Here is a 21,534-nt window from a genome sequence, read left to right as displayed (position 1 = left end):
CCCTGAGCACCTGTATTTGTCGAGTTTTATCTACAAGTCGTGAAAAGGAGGTGTTGGAACAGGCGGGGAGCTGCAGAATATGGTGTCCCAGGGCAGGTTCGAACTGCCAACCTTCCCCTTAGGAGGGTCAAATAAAGCCCAATGAATAAGGGCTAAGGCCCGCAGCCACAGGCGCTAAGCGTGTGGTTGTGTATTCTAAAACTGGCTGGTACTGTGCTTTCTGCTGGTAGCCTGCTGGTACGGACATGAAAGCCAAGATCACTCAGAAACTCATCAACAGCCTGGCCCCCCAGGAGAAGCACTACCGCGTTTTCGACACTGACCAGCCGGGGCTGTTCATCCGGGTACAGCCGAGCGGACACATGGCCTATATGGTTTCGTGGGCGCGCAACCGGGAGCGATCGCTTGGCCGCGTTGGAAAGCTGACATTGGCCCAGGCCAGAACAGACGCAGCCCGATACCTGGCCGACGCGCATGAACACGGCGAACCCCTGGCAGTCACACAAAACCGCCGCACAGCCAACACCCCTACCCTGCGCGAATTTCTCGACGATACGTATTTGCCGTGGTTCAAGGCTCACCACAAAGGGTATGAAAAAACACTGCACACCCTGGATAACAACTTCTCCGCGATCATGACGCGCCGCCTTACCGAGGTTGCCGGCCGAGATCTGGAGCAGGTGCGAACCTCCTGGCTCAACAGCGGGAACAAGCCGGCGACAGCCAATCGCAAGATGGGCACCATCAGCGGCGTATTCAGCCGAGCCGTGGAGTGGGGTTTTATCAGTGACCACCCACTGGACAAGCTGAAACAACTCAAGGTCGACTCGAAAGGCCAGGTCAGATATTTATCAGCGACTGAAGCAGCCAGCCTGAGAACAGCGATGGACGAGCGCCAAGAGCAAATGCGGGCCGAACGCGACAGCGCGAACAGATGGCGATCAGAGCGTGGCAAAGAGCTGCAGACCGATCTGCGTGCCGTAGCATTCACCGATCACTTAAAGCCTATGATCCTGCTGGCGCTGAATACCGGCGTGCGCCGCGGCGAGCTGTTCAATCTGAAATGGTCAGACGTCAACTTCGCCACCAAAACCATCACTATCGTTGGCGCTACTGCCAAAACTAGTGAAACCCGGCACATCCCGACCAACAAGGAAGCGCTCAGCACCCTTGAAGAATGGAAAAAGCAGGGAGACGGCAGCGGCTACGTCTTTGCCAGCCAGGGCGGCGGGCGGATGGAAGACGTAAAGAGCGCCTGGATGAAGCTGCTCGAGCGAGCCAAGGTAAGCGGTTTCCGCTGGCATGATATGCGCCACGACTTCGCGTCACGGCTCGTTATGGCAGGTGTCCCGCTCAATACTGTTCGCGATCTGCTGGGGCATTCAGATATCAAGATGACCCTTCGCTATGCTCACTTGGCACCTGGTACAAAGGCGGCCGCTGTTGAACTTATCGGATAATCAAACCAAAATTATTTTTTCTGGGTAATGCCCATTATCCAGCGCGTAGTCTACTACGTCATTGATGGTCTTCCAGTTCCGGCGAAGAGCCTGCAAGTCAAGTGGCTGGTTAGACTTGAAATACTCTTTAGTCAACTCAATAAGCAACCCCTCATGACCGATATTTAGAGAAAAATAATTAGTTACATCACCAAAAAGCTGTGGTTGCTCTGAAGCAAAATCAAGTATTGCCATCTCACGCTGGGTAAGCGTTTGCGGGAGTAAAATGGCGGTTCTTATAAGCCTGGTTGGCGCATCAATCGAATAAATGAGTGTCATAAGTTCGAAAAAACACAACTCTTCGAATCGCCCGCTATTCTCCAACGTCATCGTTCCCAGATAACTAACATCAACTGGCGTACGATCAAACAACTCCCCTAGCGCCTTTTCAACTTCGGTCGTCAAAGACCGCTCTTCCATTCGTGCAAGCAACTCCAAGCCAAACTTTAAATTCGGTGAAATCCTCAACGATAAAGTTTCTGCTTTAGCGCGGTTTGGAAGGGCTTTGGCCATTTTGGTCTCAGTCTTTACGTAGGGAGGTGATTCGAGAATGCCACAGCGGCAACAATTGTCAACGCGTCTCTCCATGTGTCGATACGTGTAAGAAAAATGTGGACACGGCAAATTAGGGTCAGTTATGGTGGCCACATCTGGCAATACACCACAGCCAGAAGGAGAGAAACGTGGAACAACAAATTTCGAAATCGGAAGCATCCCTACCGCCAACCCTAGTCGTAGGTCCCGATGAAGCTGCTCGAATGACTGCGCACAGCCGTAGCGGGATTTACAAAGCGATCGCCGCCGGCGAGCTGCGATCCTTCAAGACAGGTAAGCGCCGAATGATATTGGTTCGAGAGCTGGAGCTCTGGATTAATCGAATAGCGTCGGAGAATGCCCGATGAACGTCCGAATCCTCGACCGCGCAGGGATAGTTCTTGGCGTGCTGACGCTAGCTGCGACGGTAAAGCTAATTGATCTGGAAGTGCTCAAGAACTTGGGCGCGGTGCGAGTGGAGGTAGTAGCGATATGAACAAGTCAATTGTAACGGGCGAGTCGACGTTTTCACTCTGTGGGGATGTTGGCAATCATCAAGATGTTTTTGCAGTAAGGCCCGGCGTTCCAACGGTATATGCCCTAGCTACTGCCTCCGACCTACTGTCTGTTTCCGTAAGCACAGTTTACGGGGTGGGAATGGGGGCTGAAGCAATAGAGGGGAATCAGGCGTGGTTACTTCATCACGCTCTGGAGTCGGCAAAGGCAATCATTGATTCAGCGATTGAGGGTTTAGGGGGAATGGTTTGAGCGGCGAATCGAGGAATAAGCCCAAAGCGGTGTTCGAGCACCGCCAGGGCAAAACAACATTGGGTAGCACCAACGTGAGGACTGAATCGTGACATATGTTCATAACGCTGACAATCACTGTACAGAAGCACAGGCCCTGCGCCTTGTGAGCGCCCTTCGCTCCGGCCCGGTAACCACACTTGAGGCCGCCCAGGCGCTCGACATTGTGCACCCGCCCTCAACGATTCGCTGGTTGCGGAATCGAGGATTCTCGATCCGCACCGAGTGGACGTATGCGGCCAGCGGATCCGGCCGCCGGCCTCATCGCATCGGCTGCTATGTCCTGTTGGGCGAGCCCATTGGTGCTGCCGCCCTGGAATCCTGATTTGAACTGCGCTCCGGGGTCTCGTTCGCAAGAACGACACCCCCCGGCCTGCCTGCGAGCTGCGCAATGGCGATTAAAAGTAAAAAGGTATTCAAGGCAAAGACTAAGCCCTTCGCCATGATGCTGTGGACGATGGGGCAATCGGAACAATACCGATCGCTGAGCTTCGTTGCCCGCGCCGTTCTGATGGAAATCCATATGCAATACAACGGCAGCAACAACGGAAACTTAGCGGCTACACGGACGATGGCGAAAGACTGGGGCGTGACTTCCCCAAATATGCTTCAAAAGGCTCTTTCTGATTTGTTGGGTGGTGGGTGGATCGTCCAAACCAGGAGTAGTTACTTTTCTCGACACGGCTCCAGGTGCGCGCTCTATGCGCTCTCTTGGTACGCAATAGATGAGTGCCCGGGAAAGGATCTTGAGGTGTCATGGACAAACGCTCCATTGAAGACCATTCGGGAACTCACAAGTTCGAATTGATCCTGTATTGATTCAATACACGTAGCGGTATCGATTCAATACGCATAGAAAAAAAGCAAGTCCCGTTGTGTGTGGTTTTGTATTGGGATGGCATCACCGTGTATTGAATCGATACCACTAAATCAAATCGACCTGTATCGAATCAATACACCCTTATAGATATCTACCATACCAGCTCTGCTTTTTACGCAAGAACGGAAAACCCTTATAGCAATGCTGGGTGCAGATGCTGCAGGGCGATGGCGCAGTTCTGCTCCATCAATGGTTCCCTCAGTTTTGAGGACACCGCAGTGGGGGGAAGCTGAAGAGATGCATCCAAAACTGGACGCATCTCCAATGCCTGGCTGTGGGGGCGCGGTGGGGAAATCCCACTTTGATCTATCGAGTAACGCTCGCACCGTTACCTGTGCGTTAGCCCCCTGGGTGGCTCAGATGTGAGCTCATCTGCTCACATCAAAAACCCATTCCGCAGGTTGAAGGGAGGTTGAAGCAGGAACACTACAAATCAGATGTAGACCACGGGGTGCAAGGGCTGCACTCCTATTGCGAAACAACCATAGCGGAGGTGAAAGCCAAATTGACCCGCTGTTGACTGGCGTGCAGGCGCATTTCGCTACAGGCCACGGGGTGCAAGGCGTGCAGGTCGATCAGTAATCCACCAGCTGCGAGGACTAGAAAGGTAGACGGAGACTGTCGTTTGTCCGTTCGCGAGCAGACAGGCGTTAGATTTCAATATTCGCGTAATTCGCTACAGGCCACGCCCAGCAAGGCCCGCAGCACTACTCGGCAAATAGTGGTTATGGAGGTTTGAAAGATGAAACGCGACGTAAAACTCATCCGCTCATTCGAGCGATACCTTCGATCAACCGGAGTTCCGCGCTCACTGGCCGTGCAATTCACCGGCCTTGTGCCAGATCACGTAGTCAGAAATCTGCTGCCGTTGAGAGTCCGCGTATGGCTTGCGTTAAGTCAGTGGGCTAGTAGAATCAGCTTGTCGGTGGGGCTCTTGTCCCACGACGCGACAACTTTGAAGTCAATGCCAGCGCGAGGCTGTGCGGTGACAGATGAGGCCAGTTCCGGAGTGAGTCCGGCGGGACGCGAAAGCAAGCAACAGCGCAAGAGTCACGCACCCAGCGTGGACAAGGCGCGTCCCCCATTTCGGAATAAAGGTCATCATCATGATTAACGCTATGAGCAACCACTCCCGCCGTGAGCTGCAAACCAAAAGCGGTGGCGATCAACTCGAGGACCTGATCCTCAAAGAGCTTCAGTCCCGCGACGTTGAAATCAAGAATTTCAGCGAGAACGCAGTCAAAGAAATCACCGCCCTCAAAGATCGCTTGCAGGACCTGGAGCAGAAAGGCCAGCGCCGCGGTAGCAACGCGCCAGCCGGTGGCGCTGACGCGGTCGGTAAGATGGCCGAGGAGTTCACGAAGTCCGGCCAGTTCGCCGCAATGAAGTCTGGCGGCCCGACCACCGGCCGCGTCACCGTTGATAGTGTCAGTATCAAAGCGCTGACCAACGCCGGCCAGGGCGTCACCGGCTCCACCAGCTACTCCGCCGCCGCCCAGCGTCAGCCAGGCCTGCATAACGATCCTCGCCGGGATCTCTCCCTGCTGGACTACCTTCCCTCCCTGCCCGCGACCTCCAGCACCTTCGAGTACATGCAACTCAAGGACTACGTGAACAACGCCACGGAGCAGGAAGAAGAAGGTCAGCAGAAGGCAGAGAGCAACATCGATGCCGAGCTGGAGACTGCGAACATCGCCACTGTCGCCCACTGGACCCGGGCATCCAAACAGGTCCTGGACGATACTCCCGCGCTGGGTCAACAGATCGGTAACTTGCTGGACTATGGCCTGCTGGAAAAACTGGAAGCTCGCTTGATCGCCGGCCCCGGTGGCAAGGGCAAGATCAAAGGCTTGCTCGGTTACGCAGTACCACACACCGTTGTCGGTACCCTATTGCCGGTGGACGCAATTGGCCAGGCAGTGACAGCCATGAAGACCAGCGGCTGGCAAGCCCGCCTGATCATCATGAACCCGAACGACTGGTTCAACATTTCCAGTGAGCGCGATGCCGATGGCCAATACGTCCTGGGCTCTCCACGTGATCCAGCACCGCCAGTTCTGTGGGGCGTGCCGCTGATCACTTCCGGCTCGATGCCGGCGGGCACCGTGCTTCTCCTGGACACCTCGCAGGTGGCTATGCTCGACCGCGAACAGCCGACGCTGATGCTCAGTCGCGAGGACGGCAACAACTTCACCAGCAACATGGTCACCTTGCTGGCAGAGCTTCGCGCTGGTCTGGCTGTGTTCTCCACCGGCGCCGTACGCTCGGTCGATATCACACCTGCCTCTGGCGGCTGATAGCACCTGGTAAAGCCTCGATCCTTATGCAGCAATTGCATTCGGATCGGGGCACTTACCACACCCCGTTGCCCGAGCTTCACACCACCGGTGGAGACATTAATGAATAACCCTGCCTACGACTACACGCGTCCTCAGCGTGCTCCCTTCCCTACTGAACTGGCCACCATGATTGCCCGAAAGGCTTCGATCATGGCGAGTCGACTGGAGGATCAAGCCATACGAACGATGGTGCGCGATGCACAGCGCGCGCTGGATCGGGGCGTTAAGGCAGAGGAAATAGCCCGCGAGATGGAGTTGCCCGGGCAAAAAAGCAAAAACTTTTGAAAAAAACAGAACAAATTAGGCGAAACGATGTGAATCAGCCTCCAGGACAGGGGGCGGGTCCAAAGTCTAGAGCCTTTCGCTTCTAGACCGCGCCCTCAATCGTTTTCTCACACCCGCGAAATTAAAAGTTCAGGTTGCCGGGGCGACAAATGCCGCTAAGCCGGTGGCCAACGAGGTGACACCATGGCCGCACGTTCTTTAGGAACGCTTACGCTTGACCTGATCGCGAAGATAGGGGGATTTACCGGTCCGATTGACCAGGCGGGACGCAGCACAAAAAAATGGCAGCAGGAAACTGAGAAGAACGCGAAAGCAGTAGGTACCGCTGTGGGTGCTGGGGTGGCCGCCGCGGTTGGCGCGCTTTCGGCACTCGCCGTCAGCACTGTCAAAGCTTCTAATGAGATATCCCGGTTTGCAGCGCTCTCGAATACAAGCACTACGGAATTCCAAAAGCTAGCCGCCGGCGGCGACGCGATAGGTATCAGCCAGGAAAAGCTGTCCGACATTTTCAAAGACGTGAACGACAAGGTAGGCGACTTTCTCAACACCGGCGGCGGCGAGCTGAAAGACTTCTTCACTAACATCGCCCCTCTTGTTGGCGTCACAGCCGCCCAGTTTCGAAACTTGTCAGGGCCCGAGGCGCTGGGGCTGTATGTCTCGAGTTTGGAAAAGGCGGGCGCAAGTCAGGCTGATATGACTTTCTATCTCGAATCCGTCGCGAATGACGCAACGCTGCTGTTGCCCCTGCTGCGTAACAACGCGGAAGGTTTCAAGGCATTCGGATCCGCAGCGGAAGCGGCCGGCGCCATTCTTGATGAGAAAACCATTAAGTCGGCACGCGAAATGAGCGCTGCAACCTGGCTTGTTGAGCAATCTGCGTCCGGACTTAAAAACCAGATCAGCGCTGCACTGCTCCCAACGCTGGCCAATTTCGCGACCCAGCTCAACACGACATCGGTTAACGCCGTGCTGGGCAGAAAGGTTTCAGACGACCTGGCTGATAGTTTCAAGGGGCTGGCCAAGTTCGCGATCGGATCTGTAGCAGGCATTCATCTTCTTGGCCAAGGTCTGAAGACGCTTTCTGACTTGGACGACTCATCTATGGGAGAGGCCTCTTACTGGGAGCGCTGGGTGCCGCCTGCAAGGATTTATAGGGCCTTTGAGAACTTTGACAGCATCAAGAAGACCCTCGGCGATGCTGGCGTCAAGATGGATGAAACCTCTCAAGGATACGCAGCGCTAATCGCTTCCTTCGACAAACCTGCCGATCCCAAAGCGATCAATCAGGTACAGGAGCTCGCGGACCTCCTGGAAAAATTAAGGGATCAGGGGAGCAAGCCCGGGACTCTTACAGCGCTCACAAAAGAGCAGACCGATGCAGCGAAGGCTGCAGCTGATGTGGCAGTCGCGATTACCAGGCAAGTCGAGGCGCTGGAGGATCAGGCGTCGACCGTAGGCATGAGCACAGACGCGATCGCTCTCTACACCTTGACTCAAGACGGGGCCAGCGCTGCTGACCTTACCAGGGCCAAAGCCGCCCTCGAAATAATCGATAGCTTCGAGAAACAGAAGAAGGTCACAGACGAGTACACCGACCTCGTTTCATCGCTTCGAACTGAAGAGGAGCAACTGACTGACCAGATGCGCGCACGCCTGGCGGTGCTTGATGCTATGCAGGGGCTGGCGCCTGGCGAGATGAAAGAGACAGCTGCAAGAGTTGCGGCGTCCGCCACGTCAGAGGCTCCCGAGTTTGCCGGGATAGCGCCTGAAGTTGCTGGGGCATTTGGTGAGTTGAACAAAATTGCCGAGTCCGAAGAAAAGCTCGCAGATTGGTACGCATCACAACTCGAAATGATTGATAGGTTTCGTGCGGATCGTGCAGACCTCAACGCTACGTGGGACGCTGAAGAGCTGTCATTGAAAGAACAGCATGAGAAAGCGTTAAGTGAAATTGAGTCAGCTCGCCAACTTGTTCAGCTCACCGCCGGCGAGCAGTATTTTGGCGATATGTCAGGCCTAGCAAAAGCGTTCTTCGGCGAGCAGTCAGGGCTGTATAAGGCAGCCCTTGCGACGGAAAAAGCGTTCGCCATTGCAAAGATATTGTTGAATGCGCCATCGAGCTTCTCGAAGGCTTTTGATGCTGTTGTCGGGATTCCTGTCGTTGGCCCAGTGTTGGCACCGGCAGCTGGCGCTGCCGCAGTAGCGGCGCAGATGGCCCAAGTGGCAGTGGTCAATAATGTGGGTATGGCGCACGATGGCATCGACTCAGTTCCAGAAGACGGTAGTTGGTTCCTGCAAAAAGGTGAGCGGGTGACCACCGCGGAAACCAGCGCCAAACTAGATCGGACACTTGAACGTGTATCAGCGGACGGTGGAACGAGTGGTAAAGTCGAAGTTAACGTGAACGAAGACGCAAGCCGCGCCGGTCAGATGCAACAGCGTACTGGCCCTAGCGGAGAGCAAATCATTGACCTGTTTGTCGCCAACATCAAACAAGGTGGAGAAGCGGCTCAAGCCTTGGAATACGTATATGGAAGTAGGCGGGTAGGACGATGAAAGAAGAGCTCTACATTGCTATTGAGGACGTAAATGGGGATGGGTCCCACTGGAGGGCAACCAACGACCTAGCTGAAGCCGTGGATCTTGAATTCAGAGCAGCTTCCGGTACCAGGATGATGATACGTTTGCCAATCGGCGGATCGGTCGACCTGTACCCAGCAATCGATGACGATGCCAACCTGCTCGTGCATAAGGTCGAAGACCAAAAAGGCCTGCGCCTCGTCTGAGGGGGGCCTCAAAATAAAGGGAAGCCTCACAACATAAGGCTCCGTGCATGATAGGGGGAGCCTTTTTCCTTGAACGCAGCGGAGGCGCACCTACATTGAAGCTAATTACCTTGAAGGCGTGGGCTTCTGCAAATTTCGACCCACCGCCTTCCCTTAACACTGTTCGCCGCTGGGTCAGAGTTGGCCTAATAATGCCGCTGCCTGTAAAGCACGGGAGGCAATATTACATTGAGCCAACCGCAAGTTACGTCGCAGTAAAATCAGAAAAGATTCCGAGAGGGCGCCTGGTGGATCGGGTGCTAATGGCCAGGACCGGCTAACTGAGTGAATCTGCTCGCGCTGGTACCCTGCTGGTAGAAAACTTTGCTCAACAGCGAAATACTGGAGCAAATCCGCTAAATGTTGGTGTCCCAGGGCAGGTTCGAACTGCCAACCTTCCCCTTAGGAGGGGGATGCTCTATCCAATTGAGCTACTGAGACACAAGTCGGCCGCGAAGAAACGCGGTGCGATGGACGGCGTGCATGTTAACGGCCGGGCTGGCTTTTGTCATGTCGTCCGTAGGCTTTTTAAGTGTAGGCAGACGCCTCGGCCGGGCGCGGACTTGTTTACCGTGCAAATTGCATCACTGCAAAAAGCCATCATTGCAAAATGCAATATGGAGCTTTACCAAAAATAACTTAATTCGTTGTTTTTAAAGAATTTAATTGTCGATAAACTCTGGCATGCGAGCTGCTTCTGCTGTTCTCACAGAACAAACGAGGTCCGCGCCATGAAATGCGCCCTTTTACTCTCGAATGCAATCGCACTGGCAGTTTTATCGGGATTTCATTTTTTTCCCGAGAGCAGCGCGACGCAGGTTGCCCAACGCATGCCGCATTACCTGCAGTTGCAGAAGGCTCCGCAACTGGCAGCGATAAGCGACCAGCACGGCTTTGTCAGCCAGGAAAACATCACGGCGCCGAACCCGCCTGCTGAACGTTTGGCATTTTGAATCCCCCACCAGGAGCACCGCATGTCCAGATCAGCCGCGAGCTTTTTCATCCTCGCCTTGTTGAGCGGCATTTTTCATCTGTCATTGACCCAGGACATGGTCGTCACCCTCCCCCTGATCGCCTGCGGTGTATTCACCACTCTGTTCGTGCTTGCATTGATTGCCGGGCGCAAGATCAAGTTTGATCCGGTATTGCGTTGACCTGGCTTGGCAGATTCAGTGTAAGGACCTGCCATCCATCCTGAATTCAGCTCCTCAATACGACCTCCTCTAGTAAATCGGCCATTTGCCACTATTCTGTAAGGGTAAGGAACAGGGATCGAGTCCGCTTATTTCCTCCCGCCAGAGACCTTTTGTCGGTCGGAGAAAACGCAAAGCGAAACGGCCCGGTCAAACTTTTCAAACCAGTGCGCATTTCTGATAATTGGTGCTGGCAGAACGCCTTTATCCAGTTCAATATTTGTCACAGAATTGACGCCAAGGATCTGGCTGGTTTGAGGCATGATGCGCGCCTCTATCAATTCAGGTTGAACATTTGGTCAGAGAGCTTGTCCTATCAGACATCCTGCGGCCAATCCCGAAAACCGCTCCCCTGAACTAACCGGTTAAATATATGCGCCCATTGAAACAGGCAATTTATTCCAGCCGTACGGCTGACAAGTTCGTCGTACGTCTGCCAGACGGAATGCGTGAACGCATTGCCGAGGTGGCTCGCAATCATCATCGCAGCATGAACTCCGAAATCATTGCGCGCCTTGAGCAGAGTCTCATTCAGGAAGGCGCACTGGGAGAAGAGTTGAGCATGCGCCTGGACAGCCCGGAGCTTTCCTTGCACGAAAGGGAGCTGTTGCAGCGCTTCCGCCAACTCTCCCATCGACAGCAGAACGCTCTGGTTTCGCTGATCGCTCATGACGCTGAAATGGCCGCCGACGCGTCCTGATTCAGCCAGAAAGCTCAAGCCAGCCTGATCGCTGGCTTTTTTTTTGGTTATTTCACTGGTTTGAGCGTGGGCACGCCCCCGTGTAGGAGCCCCTTGTGAGAGCTGGCTTGTCGGGTCGCCGCATCGCAGCGATGGTCGTTAACGATTACGCGTGTTAACCGGATAAACGCGGCGCATTTGAGTCCATCGCCAGCAGGCTGGCTCCTACAGTTTCAGCGTGGGCACGGTCCCGTGTGGGAGCTGGCTTGCCTGCGATGGTCGTTAACGATTACGCGTGTTAACCGGATGAACGCGGCGCACTTGAGTCCATCGCCAGCAGGCTGGCTCCTACAGTTTCACCCGGGCACAAAAAACCCGCCAGAAGGCGGGTTTTCAGTGAACAGGACATCAGAGCAGGAAAATTGTCGCCAACCCGAGGAAGATGAAAAAGCCTCCGCTGTCGGTCATGGCCGTAATCATCACACTGGCCCCCATCGCAGGATCACGCCCCATCTTCGCCAGCGTCATCGGAATCAAGACCCCCATCAATGCCGCCAGCAACAGGTTGAGCGTCATCGCGGCGGTCATCACCACGCCGAGCGACCAGCTGCCATACAGCAGATAGGCGACCACACCGATCACCCCGCCCCATATCACACCGTTGATCAAGGCGACTGCCAACTCCTTGCGCATCAGGCGCGAGGTATTGCCGGTGCTCACCTGGTCCAGCGCCATGGCCCGAACAATCATGGTGATGGTCTGGTTGCCCGAGTTACCACCGATGCCAGCCACGATCGGCATCAACGCCGCCAGCGCCACGAGCTTCTCGATCGACCCCTCGAACAAACCGATGACCCGGGAAGCCACGAACGCGGTAATCAGGTTGATCGCCAGCCAGGCCCAGCGGTTACGCAGGGACTTCCAGACCGACGCAAAAATATCTTCTTCTTCTCGCAGACCCGCCATGTTGAGAACTTCGCTTTCGCTCTCTTCACGGATCAGGTCGACCATTTCATCGATGGTCAGACGACCGATCAGCTTGCCATTCTTGTCGACCACGGGCGCAGAGATCAAATCGTAACGCTCGAACGCCTGGGCGGCATCGTAGGCGTCTTCGTCCGGGTGAAAACTCACCGGATCGCTGGCCATCACCTCGGAAACCTGTTTGTCCGGATCGTTGACCAGCAAACGCTTGATCGGCAACACGCCCTTGAGGACGCCGTCGTAATCGACCACGAACAGCTTGTCGGTGTGGCCCGGCAGCTCTTTCAGACGACGCAGATAACGCAAGACCACTTCAAGGCTGACATCCTCGCGGATGGTCACCATCTCGAAGTCCATCAGCGCACCGACCTGCTCCTCGTCGTAGGACAGTGCCGAACGCACACGCTCGCGTTGTTGCTGGTCGAGGGTCTCCATGAGCTCATGGACGACGTCTCGCGGCAGCTCGGAGGCCAGGTCAGCGAGTTCGTCGGCATCCATGTCCTTGGCGGCCGCCAGGAGCTCGTGATCGTCCATGTCGGCGATCAGCGATTCACGGACCGAATCGGATACTTCAAGGAGGATGTCGCCGTCGCGATCAGCCTTGACCAGTTGCCAGAGCGTCAGACGATCGTCCAGCGGCAAGGCTTCAAGGATATAGGCGACGTCGGCGGAGTGCAGGTCATCGAGCTTGCGTTGCAACTCGACGAGGTTCTGCCGGTGGACCAGGTTCTCGACCCGGTCATGATGCGGGCCTTCCTGGCGGTGAGTCAGGTCTTCTACCACTCGCTGGCGCTGCAGCAACTCAACCACCTGAGCCAGGCGATCCTGCAAGCTTTCCTGCGTTTTCTTTACTTCAACTTCGGACATAGGCGAACTCCACTCCCAGCAGCGGGGCACGCCGGAAGGATCAATCAGTCAATTCATGATTGGTAAAACGGGGTACTGAGTAACTACTGGGTAAGTCCATGGAGGTATTCCACAAGCCCCGGCGGGGCTGACGGGCGCAATGATACACCGCCTGACGGTTTTAAACGTTAAAAAATCTTGGCTGAAACAAGCGCTTGCACAACAAACCTGAGCATCGTCCTGACCAGTGAAAGTGCGACGACGTATTCTGAAAAGAAAACACACGCCACTTCGAAAATTGTAGTCGCTTGCCTTGAAAAGGAATGTCACGCAGGACGCCCGGGAGCACGCAGAGGCGATCTTCAACCGGCAAGAGCCAGCAAGACGTCAGGCACGCGTGGCGTTCGACGGGAAGGGATGCAAGAAGGGAAAAGCCAAATCCCGGACGGCAAAAAGCCCGCATAAAATGCGGGCTTTTTGTTGTATGGTGCACTCGACAGGATTCGAACCTGTGACCGCTCGGTTCGTAGCCGAGTACTCTATCCAGCTGAGCTACGAGTGCAATTTGTGTTTTTAGACCAGATCACAACTGGTTGAAGCCAAGTCATTCACATTACTGCAGATGACTCTTAAATGGTGCACTCGACAGGATTCGAACCTGTGACCGCTCGGTTCGTAGCCGAGTACTCTATCCAGCTGAGCTACGAGTGCATTTGTTGCCGCGCATTATAGGCCGTCTAATCTCTATGTCAAACACTTTTTCTAGTAATTTCAACAACTTACCGAAAAAGCCAGATTACAACGTACTAAGCAAATAATGGCGGAGAACGGGGGATTCGAACCCCCGACACCCTTTTGAGGTGTACTCCCTTAGCAGGGGAGCGCCTTCGGCCACTCGGCCAGCTCTCCGCAACACGGGGCGTATATTAACCAGCTTCTTCCCCGTTTGCAAACATAAAAAACGATAAAAATTAATGGCTTGGTTCTTCGTCCTTCTCTTTCTTGATACGCAGGTAAATTTCTTCCCGGTGAACAGCTACCTCTTTGGGGGCATTAACACCGATGCGCACTTGATTTCCTTTGACGCCGAGTACGGTCACGGTGATTTCGCCATCACCGATAATCAGGCTTTCTGCACACCGACGAGTCAGAATCAGCATACCTTTCTCCTCACGCATTTCATTTCAGGGACAACAGTCTGCAAAAAAAAGGCACTCGACCCACAACCGGAGCGGTCGCAGCCCTACATGCCTGAGTATTGACTAGCGCGAGCAAAAGAACAGGCTCGAGGGTCACGCCATTCAAAAAAACAAAAGGCGCGGTCAGACCGCGCCTTTTGGCAAACGCATCACTCGCCCTGGCGGGCCGGTGCGTCCAGTTCGAAAGCCGTGTGCAGAGCGCGCACAGCCAGCTCCAGGTACTTCTCTTCGATCACTACGGAGACTTTGATTTCCGAGGTCGAGATCATCTGGATGTTGATGCTTTCCTTGGCCAGGGATTCGAACATGCGGCTGGCCACGCCTGCGTGAGAGCGCATGCCGACGCCGACGATCGAGACCTTGGCGATCTTGGTGTCGCCCACGACTTCACGGGCACCCAGCTCGCCAGCGGTTTTTTCCAGCACGGCTTGCGCCGCCTGGTAGTCGTTACGGTGCACGGTGAAGGTGAAGTCGGTGGTGTTATCGTGCGCGACGTTCTGCACGATCATGTCGACTTCGATGTTCGCGGCACTGATCGGGCCGAGAATCTTGAAGGCAACGCCCGGGATGTCTGGCACGCCACGGATGGTCAGCTTGGCTTCATCGCGGTTGAAAGCGATACCGGAAATGATCGGCTGTTCCATGGTTTCCTCTTCATCAATAGTAATGAGGGTGCCCGGACCCTCCTTGAAGCTGTGCAGTACGCGCAGCGGAACGTTGTACTTGCCGGCGAACTCGACCGCGCGGATCTGCAACACCTTGGAACCGAGGCTGGCCATTTCCAGCATCTCTTCGAAGGTGATCTTGTCCAGGCGCTGGGCCACGGACACCACACGCGGGTCGGTGGTGTAGACGCCGTCGACGTCGGTGTAGATCTGGCATTCGTCAGCCTTCAGGGCCGCCGCCAGCGCCACGCCAGTGGTGTCGGAACCGCCACGACCGAGGGTGGTGATGTTGCCGTGCTCGTCGACGCCCTGGAAACCGGCGACAACCACCACACGACCTGCCTTCAGGTCACCGCGAATCTTCTGGTCATCAATCTGCAAGATACGCGCTTTATTGTGCGCGCTATCCGTCAGAATCCGCACCTGGTTGCCGGTGTACGACACCGCCGGCACGCCGCGCTTGATCAGCGCCATGGCCAACAGGGCAATCGTCACCTGCTCACCGGTGGAGACGATCACGTCCAGCTCGCGCGGAACCGGTTGGCCGTCGCCACTGATTTGCTTGGCCAGATCGATCAGACGGTTGGTTTCGCCGCTCATTGCAGACAGCACAACCACCAGGTCATCGCCGGCATCGCGGAATTTCTTAACCTTGTCGGCGACCTGCTCGATTCTCTCGACAGTGCCGACCGAGGTGCCTCCAAATTTCTGTACGATCAAAGCCATTTCAAAGCCGCCTCTGCCCATGAAGGGCGCCCAAATAATCACTCAAACAGCGTTGCGGCCCGCCACTAGACTACGAGCCGCAAACACTGCCTTATAGACCCTGCTCTACAAACGGAACGGTCAGCGCCAGTGCTGCATCCAGTGCGCCAGCGTCGGTACCGCCGCCTTGCGCCATGTCTGGACGACCACCGCCCTTCCCGCCCACTGCCGCAGCGGCTTGCTTCATCAAATCACCGGCTTTGAGTTGGCCAGTCAGGTCTTTGGTTACGCCTGCAACCAGAACGACCTTTTCCTCATGGACACTGCCGAGCAGGATCACTGCGCGGCCGAGTTTGTTTTTCAGTTGATCGACCAGCGCCAGCAGCGCCTTGCCATCCTGACCGTCCAGACGCACGGCCAGCACTTTCACACCCTTGACGTCCTGCGCCTGGGCCGACAGATCGTCGCCCGCGGCACTGGCAGCCTTGGCTTGCAACTGCTCGAGTTGCTTCTCCAGCAGGCGGTTGCGCTCCAGCACAGCCGACAGCTTGTCGATCAGGTTGTCGCGGCTGCCCTTGACCAGGCTCGCCGCTTCCTTGAGTTGTTCTTCCGCCGCGTTCAAGTAAGCCAGTGCCGCAGCACCTGTGACGGCTTCAATACGACGCACACCCGATGCCACACCGCCTTCGCTGATGATTTTCAGCAGGCCGATGTCGCCGGTACGGTTGGCGTGGATACCGCCGCACAGCTCGACGGAGAAATCGCCCATGCTCAGTACGCGCACGCTATCGCCGTACTTCTCGCCGAAGAGCGCCATGGCGCCTTTCTGCTTGGCGGTTTCGATATCGGTTTCTTCGGTTTCAACCTCGGAATTCTTGCGAATCTCGGCGTTGACGATCTCTTCCAGCGCTTTCAGTTGCTCAGGCTTGATCGCTTCAAAGTGGCTGAAGTCAAAGCGCAGTCGCTGACTGTCGACCAACGAACCTTTCTGCTGGACGTGGTCGCCCAGTACCTGGCGCAATGCGGCGTGCAGCAAGTGAGTCGCCGAGTGGTTCAGCGAAGTCGCGTGACGCACTTCGGCGTCGACATGAGTCTCCACCGGAGTACCTACGATCAGGCTGCCCGAGTCCAGCACGCCGTGGTGCAGGAACGCACCACCGGTCTTGGTGGTGTCGCGCACGTCGAAACGCGCAGCACCGGCCTGCAGGAAACCGCAATCACCGATCTGGCCACCGGACTCCGCATAGAACGGCGTCTGATCGAGGACGATCACACCCTCTTCGCCTTCGCTCAGTACGTCAACCGATTGCCCGTCTTTATAGAGAGCAACAATTTTGGCGGAACCGCTGTGAGCGGTGTAACCGGTGAACTCGGTGTCCACATCGACCTTGACCAGGCTGTTGTAGTCCATGCCGAAGGAGCTGGCGGAACGGGCACGGACGCGCTGGGCTTCCATTTCACGCTCGAAACCTTCTTCGTCGATGGTCAGGCTGCGCTCGCGAGCGATGTCGCCGGTCAGGTCCATCGGGAAACCGTAGGTGTCGTAGAGTTTGAACACCACGTCGCCCGGCACCACGTCGCCTTTGAGTTCAGCCAGATCCTGCTCGAGGATCTTCAGGCCCTGCTCCAGGGTCTTGGCGAATTGTTCTTCTTCGGCCTTCAGCACGCGCTCGATGTGCGCCTGCTGGGATTTCAGCTCAGGGAAGGCCTCGCCCATCTCGGCGACCAGGGCCGCGACGATCTGGTAGAAGAAGCTGCCCTTGGCGCCCAGCTTGTTACCGTGACGGCAGGCGCGACGGATGATCCGGCGCAGCACGTAGCCGCGGCCTTCGTTGGACGGCAGCACGCCGTCGGCGATCAGAAAACCGCAGGAACGGATGTGGTCAGCCACGACTTTCAGCGAAGCCTGGGCGTCGTTGGTGCAGCCGATGGCTTTGGCCGACGCGCTCAGCAGGCTCTGGAACAGGTCGATTTCATAGTTCGAGTGAACGTGCTGCAGCACGGCACTGATCCGCTCCAGGCCCATGCCGGTGTCCACCGACGGCGCTGGCAGCGGGTGCAACACGCCATCGGCGGTGCGGTTGAACTGCATGAACACGTTGTTCCAGATTTCGATGTAACGGTCGCCATCTTCTTCCGGCGAGCCCGGTGGGCCGCCCCAGATGTCGGCGCCGTGATCGTAGAAAATCTCGGTGCAAGGACCGCACGGGCCGGTATCGCCCATGGTCCAGAAGTTGTCGGAAGCGTACGGCGCGCCCTTGTTGTCGCCGATGCGCACCATGCGCTCGGCCGGAACGCCGATTTCCTTGGTCCAGATGTCGTACGCCTCGTCATCGCTGGCGTAGACGGTGACCCAGAGCTTTTCCTTCGGCAGGTTCAGCCACTTGTCGGAAGTCAGGAAGTTCCAGGCGTAGCTGATGGCATCACGCTTGAAATAATCGCCGAAGCTGAAGTTACCCAGCATTTCGAAGAAGGTGTGGTGACGAGCGGTATAACCGACGTTTTCCAGGTCGTTGTGCTTGCCGCCGGCGCGCACGCATTTCTGGCTGCTGACCGCGCGGGTGTACGCGCGCTTTTCCTGGCCCAGGAAGCAGTCCTTGAACTGGTTCATCCCCGCGTTGGTGAACAGCAGGGTTGGGTCGTTGCCCGGAATCAAAGAGCTGGAGGCTACACGGGTGTGGCCTTGCTCTTCGAAGAAGCGAAGGAAGGCTTCACGGATTTCTGCGCTTTTCATTAGGTTCTTCCACGGAGGCTGCGGCCAAAGGCCTGTTCGAAACGTCAACAGACGAAGCGACGGCAAAGGGCCGCATTATATCGGCCCTGCGCGCGGGGTACAGCGTGTTTATACGATAGAAACGGTCAATTGGAGCGCTAACGCTATCACTTGCGCGAAAAGTCGACGAATGTCGCGACGACTTGCTCGATTTGCCCACGGCTGACGTCCATGTGCGTGACCATGCGCAGACGCGCGGCCGCACTGAGCCTGATCCCGCGCTCGGCGGCAAAGGCCTTGAGCGCTTCGGCCTGGTCGCCCATCTGCACATATACCATATTGGTCTGCACCGGCTCGACCTCGAAGCCCGCCGCACGAAGGCCTTCGGCCAGCAACTGCGCGTTGGCATGGTCGTCGGCCAGGCGCTGAACGTTGTGATCCAGCGCATACAGGCCCGCCGCCGCCAGAATACCGGCCTGACGCATGCCGCCACCGACCATCTTGCGCAGGCGTCGGGCCTTGCCGATCAGCTCGACCGAGCCGCACAACACCGAACCGACCGGGGCGCCCAGCCCTTTGGACAGGCACACCGAGACCGAATCGAAATACCGGGTGATTTCCCGGGCATCCACACCCAGCTTCACTGCCGCGTTGTACAGGCGTGCGCCGTCCAGGTGCAGCTGCAAACCCTGCTCGCGGGTAAAGCTGCGCACCCGGGCCAGGTATTCCAGCGGCAGGACCTTGCCCTGCATGGTGTTTTCCAGCGCCAGCAAGCGGGTGCGGGCGAAGTGGAAGTCGTCCGGTTTGATCGCCGCCGCGACCTGTGCCAGGTCCAGCGAGCCATCGGCCTGCACCTCCAGCGGCTGCGGCTGGATCGAGCCGAGCACCGCTGCGCCGCCACCTTCGTACTTATAGGTGTGGGCCTGCTGGCCGACGATGTACTCGTCACCACGCTCGCAGTGGGCCATCAACCCCAGCAGATTGCTCATGGTCCCGGTCGGCACGAACAGCGCCGTGGCAAACCCCAGGCGCCTGGCCAGTTCGGCCTCCAGACGATTGACCGTCGGATCTTCGCCATACACGTCGTCGCCGGTGACGGCTTTGGCCATCGCGTCCAGCATGCCGGCGCAGGGTTGGGTGACGGTGTCGCTGCGAAGATCGATAACGCTCATGAATCTGGCCTCGGTAAGCAGGGGAAATCCCTTTCAGGAAAGAATTACTGCGGGCATGGCGACGATTAATCAACCCTTGAATGAGTAAAAGACGAATTGCGTCCATGTGGGAGCGGGCTTGCTCGCGAAGGCGGACTGACAGTCGACATTTGCGCTGGATGTTCAACCGTCTTCGCGAGCAAGCCCGCTCCCACAGGCTCCACACCTTGACTGACCGGTATTGGCCATGCGCATACCGCAAATATGTGATAAAAACGCTGCGCCGCCAAACATTCCTGCGGCAAAAAACGTTCTCAGGGCGGGGTGCAACTCCCCACCGGCGGTAATTGCGCGCAATGCGCATAGCCCGCGAGCGCTTGATGACAGCACGGCTTCGGCGGTGCCTGACAGCAAGGTCAGCAGACCCGGTGTGATCCCGGGGCCGACGGTCATAGTCCGGATGAAGAGAGAACGGGATTGACACCAAAGGGCCGTGCGCCAGCATTCGTGCGAGCGGGCGTACCCTCAGATCCCCTTCGATTCATAACGCCCTGTTTTTCACACAAACAGGAGTCAGAACATGCAACCCACCGCAATTGACAGCAAAAGCAAACACCATCACGGCGAGCGCGTTGCGTTCATCCAGGCCTGCTGGCACAAGGAAATCGTCGATCAGAGCCGTAAAGGTTTCCTCGCCGAAATGATTGCCCAGGGTTATCAGGAATCCGACATCGACTTTTTCGAAGTCGGCGGCGCCTTCGAAATGCCCCTGCACGCCAAGTTGCTGGCCAAGACCGGTCGTTATGCCGGCATCGTCGCGGCCGCCCTGGTGGTGGACGGCGGGATCTACCGTCACGAGTTCGTCGCCCAGTCGGTGGTCAGCGGCCTGATGCAGGTTCAACTGGAAACCGAAGTGCCGGTGTTCTCGGTGTCCCTGACCCCGCACCACTTCCATGCCGGCGAAGAGCACCAGAAGTTCTTCTTCGAGCATTTCGTGCATAAAGGCCAGGAAGCGGCGAAGACCTGTGCAGATACGTTGCACAAGATCCGTAGCCTGCGTCGTAGCGAGCCACGTGCAGTAGCTGTCTAACACCGCAATCCCCTGTAGGAGCGAGCTTGCTCGCGATGGTCTTCAACGATAACGCTGGGTATCTGGTACCCCGCGGCGTTCTCAAGTCCATCGCGAGCAAGCTCGCTCCTACAGGGGTTATCAGATCAGGCCAGGTTTTCGTCGGTGGTCGGCACGACCAGGATGCCGGCACGCAGGCCATTCTTCACCCGGGGGTTCGGGAAGATGATCCGGGCGCCCTCCTCCTCGATGATCCAGCGGGTATTGGCGATGTCTTCCGCCAGCAGGTAACCCACTTCCAGCTCCGAGAAATTCTCGACGTCCGCCGGCAAGTTCAGGCGGAAACTGTCGCTGTGCTTGATGATTTCCCGTGCCACGCTGTACAGCTGCAAACCGTCCAATGCCGCTTCAGTCGGTTCAGGCTCGGTGCCTTCGATGATCTGCTTGAGGCGCGCCTCCAGCAGCGAGACGTTGACCCCGGCGTTCTGCCCGAACGGCCGCGCCTTGCCCAACTCCAGGGTGAAGGCCTCGGCACCGAGCTTGTCGTAGGTGTAGGCGCTGAACACGATGGACGGTTTGTTCTGCAGCAACACCGCTTCCATACCGGCGGCACGCAGGCGCGCCAGCTCCTGACGCGAATGCTGGCGGTCTTCTTTCCACGGGTACAAGGCGAACTGCTCGATTTTCGAGCCACGAATCGCCGTGTGCAGGTCGTAGTGCAAGCGCTGACGGTCCGGCAGGCTGAAGAAGCTGGCCGCCAAACGCTCCAGCTCACAGGCACGCAGGGCTTCGGAACCGCTGCTTTGTTCGTGACGGCCGTTGAACAGCCGATTGACGTCCTGCTCGACAAAACGCTCGCCTTTGCGAATCGCTTCGGGGTTGCCGAACAGGAACAGAATACGTGCGCGCGGCTTCAGATCGCCGCGGGCAATGTCGTGCAACAGACGATCGAGCAACTCGATCGGCGCTGTTTCGTTGCCGTGGATCCCCGCCGACAGCAGCAGGTCCAGGCCATTGTCACGCGCTTCAGGTGGCCGGACTTCCAGCGCACCTTCGCTCAACCAGCGCATGCGCACGCCTTCGACAGTCAGTTGAGTCTTCTCCGCCGGTTCGCGGCCGGCGAGGGTCAGTTCAAGCAGTTTGCCGAGGGCGAGCATAGAG

Annotated in this window: 22 protein-coding genes, 4 tRNA genes and 1 riboswitch; of the genes, 14 read left to right on the top strand and 12 right to left on the bottom strand. The window is 56.9% G+C overall.

The features are described 5' to 3' along the window. Nucleotides 1-245 precede the first annotated feature (245 nt). Complete coding sequence (locus BSF40_RS00205) at nucleotides 246-1,460, top strand: site-specific integrase (RefSeq protein ID WP_095963668.1); 1,215 nt, start codon at nucleotides 246-248, stop codon at nucleotides 1,458-1,460. On the opposite strand, the gene BSF40_RS00200 is transcribed toward BSF40_RS00205, so the two are convergent. Beyond that, a complete protein-coding gene (locus BSF40_RS00200; protein ID WP_095963667.1) occupies nucleotides 1,461-2,012 on the bottom strand; it encodes a hypothetical protein in 552 nt (183 codons plus the stop codon). Nucleotides 2,013-2,182: 170 nt separating this feature from the next. Here BSF40_RS00200 and BSF40_RS00195 point away from each other — a divergent pair, with 170 nt between their 5' ends. The 9 genes from BSF40_RS00195 to BSF40_RS00155 all read left to right on the top strand — a co-directional run bounded on the left by BSF40_RS00195 (nucleotide 2,183) and on the right by BSF40_RS00155 (nucleotide 9,450). Further along, nucleotides 2,183-2,401 carry a helix-turn-helix domain-containing protein gene (locus tag BSF40_RS00195; protein WP_256589391.1) on the top strand — a complete coding sequence of 73 codons (219 nt, stop codon included), beginning with the start codon at nucleotides 2,183-2,185 and terminating at the stop codon, nucleotides 2,399-2,401. A gap of 124 nt (nucleotides 2,402-2,525) precedes the next feature. Then, complete coding sequence (locus BSF40_RS00190; RefSeq protein WP_095963665.1) at nucleotides 2,526-2,801, top strand: DUF3077 domain-containing protein; 276 nt, start codon at nucleotides 2,526-2,528, stop codon at nucleotides 2,799-2,801. Between the two features lie 88 nt (nucleotides 2,802-2,889). Further along, on the top strand, nucleotides 2,890-3,165 hold the full coding sequence (locus BSF40_RS00185; protein ID WP_095963664.1) for a helix-turn-helix domain-containing protein: 276 nt from the start codon (nucleotides 2,890-2,892) through the stop codon (nucleotides 3,163-3,165). A 66-nt stretch (nucleotides 3,166-3,231) separates the two neighbouring features. After that, nucleotides 3,232-3,648: a hypothetical protein gene (locus tag BSF40_RS00180; RefSeq protein ID WP_095963663.1), complete on the top strand. Its 417-nt coding sequence runs from the start codon at nucleotides 3,232-3,234 to the stop codon at nucleotides 3,646-3,648. Nucleotides 3,649-4,826: 1,178 nt separating this feature from the next. After that, nucleotides 4,827-6,017 carry a phage major capsid protein gene (locus BSF40_RS00175; protein ID WP_095963662.1) on the top strand — a complete coding sequence of 397 codons (1,191 nt, stop codon included), beginning with the start codon at nucleotides 4,827-4,829 and terminating at the stop codon, nucleotides 6,015-6,017. A 102-nt stretch (nucleotides 6,018-6,119) separates the two neighbouring features. After that, a complete protein-coding gene (locus tag BSF40_RS00170; protein WP_095963661.1) occupies nucleotides 6,120-6,344 on the top strand; it encodes a hypothetical protein in 225 nt (74 codons plus the stop codon). Nucleotides 6,345-6,527: 183 nt separating this feature from the next. Further along, nucleotides 6,528-8,900 carry a phage tail tape measure protein gene (locus BSF40_RS00165; protein ID WP_095963660.1) on the top strand — a complete coding sequence of 791 codons (2,373 nt, stop codon included), beginning with the start codon at nucleotides 6,528-6,530 and terminating at the stop codon, nucleotides 8,898-8,900. Continuing rightward, a complete protein-coding gene (locus BSF40_RS00160) occupies nucleotides 8,897-9,130 on the top strand; it encodes a hypothetical protein (protein WP_095963659.1) in 234 nt (77 codons plus the stop codon). The genes BSF40_RS00165 and BSF40_RS00160 overlap by 4 nt, the downstream gene beginning before the upstream one ends. 47 nt (nucleotides 9,131-9,177) lie before the next feature. Beyond that, complete coding sequence (locus tag BSF40_RS00155) at nucleotides 9,178-9,450, top strand: excisionase (RefSeq protein ID WP_256589390.1); 273 nt, start codon at nucleotides 9,178-9,180, stop codon at nucleotides 9,448-9,450. 83 nt (nucleotides 9,451-9,533) lie between these two features. On the opposite strand, the gene BSF40_RS00150 is transcribed toward BSF40_RS00155, so the two are convergent. Continuing rightward, nucleotides 9,534-9,610: transfer RNA gene (locus BSF40_RS00150), tRNA-Arg, on the bottom strand. A gap of 290 nt (nucleotides 9,611-9,900) precedes the next feature. Here BSF40_RS00150 and BSF40_RS00140 point away from each other — a divergent pair. Then, a complete protein-coding gene (locus tag BSF40_RS00140; protein ID WP_095963657.1) occupies nucleotides 9,901-10,122 on the top strand; it encodes a hypothetical protein in 222 nt (73 codons plus the stop codon). Nucleotides 10,123-10,143: 21 nt separating this feature from the next. Further along, complete coding sequence (locus BSF40_RS00135; protein WP_095963656.1) at nucleotides 10,144-10,323, top strand: PA3371 family protein; 180 nt, start codon at nucleotides 10,144-10,146, stop codon at nucleotides 10,321-10,323. 128 nt (nucleotides 10,324-10,451) lie between these two features. Here BSF40_RS00135 and BSF40_RS32650 read toward each other — a convergent pair whose 3' ends face one another. Further along, nucleotides 10,452-10,625 (bottom strand): hypothetical protein, encoded by a 174-nt coding sequence (locus tag BSF40_RS32650; protein ID WP_172435659.1) that lies wholly within the window; start codon nucleotides 10,623-10,625, stop codon nucleotides 10,452-10,454. A gap of 110 nt (nucleotides 10,626-10,735) precedes the next feature. Between BSF40_RS32650 and BSF40_RS00130 the strand changes: the two genes are divergently transcribed. Then, nucleotides 10,736-11,062 (top strand): Arc family DNA-binding protein, encoded by a 327-nt coding sequence (locus tag BSF40_RS00130; RefSeq protein WP_003178899.1) that lies wholly within the window; start codon nucleotides 10,736-10,738, stop codon nucleotides 11,060-11,062. Between the two features lie 387 nt (nucleotides 11,063-11,449). Here the strand turns inward: BSF40_RS00130 and mgtE are convergent, their stop codons facing one another. The 8 genes from mgtE to ltaE form a co-directional block, all read right to left on the bottom strand. After that, on the bottom strand, nucleotides 11,450-12,892 hold the full coding sequence (mgtE, locus tag BSF40_RS00120) for a magnesium transporter (protein WP_007971042.1): 1,443 nt from the start codon (nucleotides 12,890-12,892) through the stop codon (nucleotides 11,450-11,452). Nucleotides 12,893-13,356: 464 nt separating this feature from the next. Next, nucleotides 13,357-13,433: transfer RNA gene (locus BSF40_RS00115), tRNA-Arg, on the bottom strand. A 72-nt stretch (nucleotides 13,434-13,505) separates the two neighbouring features. Then, nucleotides 13,506-13,582: transfer RNA gene (locus BSF40_RS00110), tRNA-Arg, on the bottom strand. A gap of 107 nt (nucleotides 13,583-13,689) precedes the next feature. Then, nucleotides 13,690-13,780: transfer RNA gene (locus tag BSF40_RS00105), tRNA-Ser, on the bottom strand. Between the two features lie 62 nt (nucleotides 13,781-13,842). Continuing rightward, nucleotides 13,843-14,031, bottom strand: coding sequence for a carbon storage regulator CsrA (gene csrA / locus BSF40_RS00100; RefSeq protein ID WP_002554426.1), 189 nt, complete (start codon nucleotides 14,029-14,031; stop codon nucleotides 13,843-13,845). A 188-nt stretch (nucleotides 14,032-14,219) separates the two neighbouring features. After that, nucleotides 14,220-15,461 (bottom strand): aspartate kinase, encoded by a 1,242-nt coding sequence (locus BSF40_RS00095; protein WP_007971040.1) that lies wholly within the window; start codon nucleotides 15,459-15,461, stop codon nucleotides 14,220-14,222. Nucleotides 15,462-15,552: 91 nt separating this feature from the next. Then, nucleotides 15,553-18,174, bottom strand: coding sequence for an alanine--tRNA ligase (alaS, locus tag BSF40_RS00090; RefSeq protein WP_095963655.1), 2,622 nt, complete (start codon nucleotides 18,172-18,174; stop codon nucleotides 15,553-15,555). 146 nt (nucleotides 18,175-18,320) lie between these two features. Further along, entirely contained in the window at nucleotides 18,321-19,325 is a 1,005-nt protein-coding gene (gene ltaE / locus BSF40_RS00085) for a low-specificity L-threonine aldolase (protein ID WP_095963654.1), read from the bottom strand. Nucleotides 19,326-19,610: 285 nt separating this feature from the next. After that, nucleotides 19,611-19,781, top strand: a riboswitch (FMN riboswitch). 103 nt (nucleotides 19,782-19,884) lie between these two features. On the opposite strand from ltaE, the gene BSF40_RS00080 reads away from it, so the two are divergent. Next, on the top strand, nucleotides 19,885-20,394 hold the full coding sequence (locus BSF40_RS00080) for a 6,7-dimethyl-8-ribityllumazine synthase (protein ID WP_015096496.1): 510 nt from the start codon (nucleotides 19,885-19,887) through the stop codon (nucleotides 20,392-20,394). Between the two features lie 125 nt (nucleotides 20,395-20,519). Here the strand turns inward: BSF40_RS00080 and astE are convergent, their stop codons facing one another. Further along, the gene (gene astE, locus BSF40_RS00075) at nucleotides 20,520-21,530 is read right to left on the bottom strand and encodes a succinylglutamate desuccinylase (protein WP_095963653.1); all 1,011 of its coding nucleotides are present in this window, start codon (nucleotides 21,528-21,530) and stop codon (nucleotides 20,520-20,522) included. Nucleotides 21,531-21,534 lie beyond the last annotated feature (4 nt).

Origin of the sequence: Pseudomonas sp. ACN5, assembly GCF_002303975.1 — a bacterium.
GTDB lineage: Bacteria > Pseudomonadota > Gammaproteobacteria > Pseudomonadales > Pseudomonadaceae > Aquipseudomonas > Aquipseudomonas laurylsulfatiphila.
Note: the sequence above shows the minus strand (reverse complement) of the source record. Positions and strands in the feature narration are given on the sequence as shown.

Coding starts and splice junctions, on each gene's coding strand:
- BSF40_RS00170 (WP_095963661.1), top strand. CDS start 6,120: ATGAATAACCCTGCCTACGACTACACGCGTCCTCAGCGTGCTCCCTTC.
- ltaE (WP_095963654.1), bottom strand. CDS start 19,325: ATGAGCGTTATCGATCTTCGCAGCGACACCGTCACCCAACCCTGCGCC.
- BSF40_RS00140 (WP_095963657.1), top strand. CDS start 9,901: ATGAAATGCGCCCTTTTACTCTCGAATGCAATCGCACTGGCAGTTTTA.
- BSF40_RS00200 (WP_095963667.1), bottom strand. CDS start 2,012: ATGGCCAAAGCCCTTCCAAACCGCGCTAAAGCAGAAACTTTATCGTTG.
- BSF40_RS00160 (WP_095963659.1), top strand. CDS start 8,897: ATGAAAGAAGAGCTCTACATTGCTATTGAGGACGTAAATGGGGATGGG.
- BSF40_RS00095 (WP_007971040.1), bottom strand. CDS start 15,461: ATGGCTTTGATCGTACAGAAATTTGGAGGCACCTCGGTCGGCACTGTC.
- BSF40_RS00175 (WP_095963662.1), top strand. CDS start 4,827: ATGATTAACGCTATGAGCAACCACTCCCGCCGTGAGCTGCAAACCAAA.
- BSF40_RS00190 (WP_095963665.1), top strand. CDS start 2,526: ATGAACAAGTCAATTGTAACGGGCGAGTCGACGTTTTCACTCTGTGGG.
- BSF40_RS00155 (WP_256589390.1), top strand. CDS start 9,178: ATGATAGGGGGAGCCTTTTTCCTTGAACGCAGCGGAGGCGCACCTACA.
- BSF40_RS00080 (WP_015096496.1), top strand. CDS start 19,885: ATGCAACCCACCGCAATTGACAGCAAAAGCAAACACCATCACGGCGAG.
- mgtE (WP_007971042.1), bottom strand. CDS start 12,892: ATGTCCGAAGTTGAAGTAAAGAAAACGCAGGAAAGCTTGCAGGATCGC.
- BSF40_RS00205 (WP_095963668.1), top strand. CDS start 246: ATGAAAGCCAAGATCACTCAGAAACTCATCAACAGCCTGGCCCCCCAG.
- csrA (WP_002554426.1), bottom strand. CDS start 14,031: ATGCTGATTCTGACTCGTCGGTGTGCAGAAAGCCTGATTATCGGTGAT.
- astE (WP_095963653.1), bottom strand. CDS start 21,530: ATGCTCGCCCTCGGCAAACTGCTTGAACTGACCCTCGCCGGCCGCGAA.
- BSF40_RS00165 (WP_095963660.1), top strand. CDS start 6,528: ATGGCCGCACGTTCTTTAGGAACGCTTACGCTTGACCTGATCGCGAAG.
- BSF40_RS00135 (WP_095963656.1), top strand. CDS start 10,144: ATGTCCAGATCAGCCGCGAGCTTTTTCATCCTCGCCTTGTTGAGCGGC.
- BSF40_RS00130 (WP_003178899.1), top strand. CDS start 10,736: ATGCGCCCATTGAAACAGGCAATTTATTCCAGCCGTACGGCTGACAAG.
- BSF40_RS00180 (WP_095963663.1), top strand. CDS start 3,232: ATGGCGATTAAAAGTAAAAAGGTATTCAAGGCAAAGACTAAGCCCTTC.
- alaS (WP_095963655.1), bottom strand. CDS start 18,174: ATGAAAAGCGCAGAAATCCGTGAAGCCTTCCTTCGCTTCTTCGAAGAG.
- BSF40_RS32650 (WP_172435659.1), bottom strand. CDS start 10,625: ATGCCTCAAACCAGCCAGATCCTTGGCGTCAATTCTGTGACAAATATT.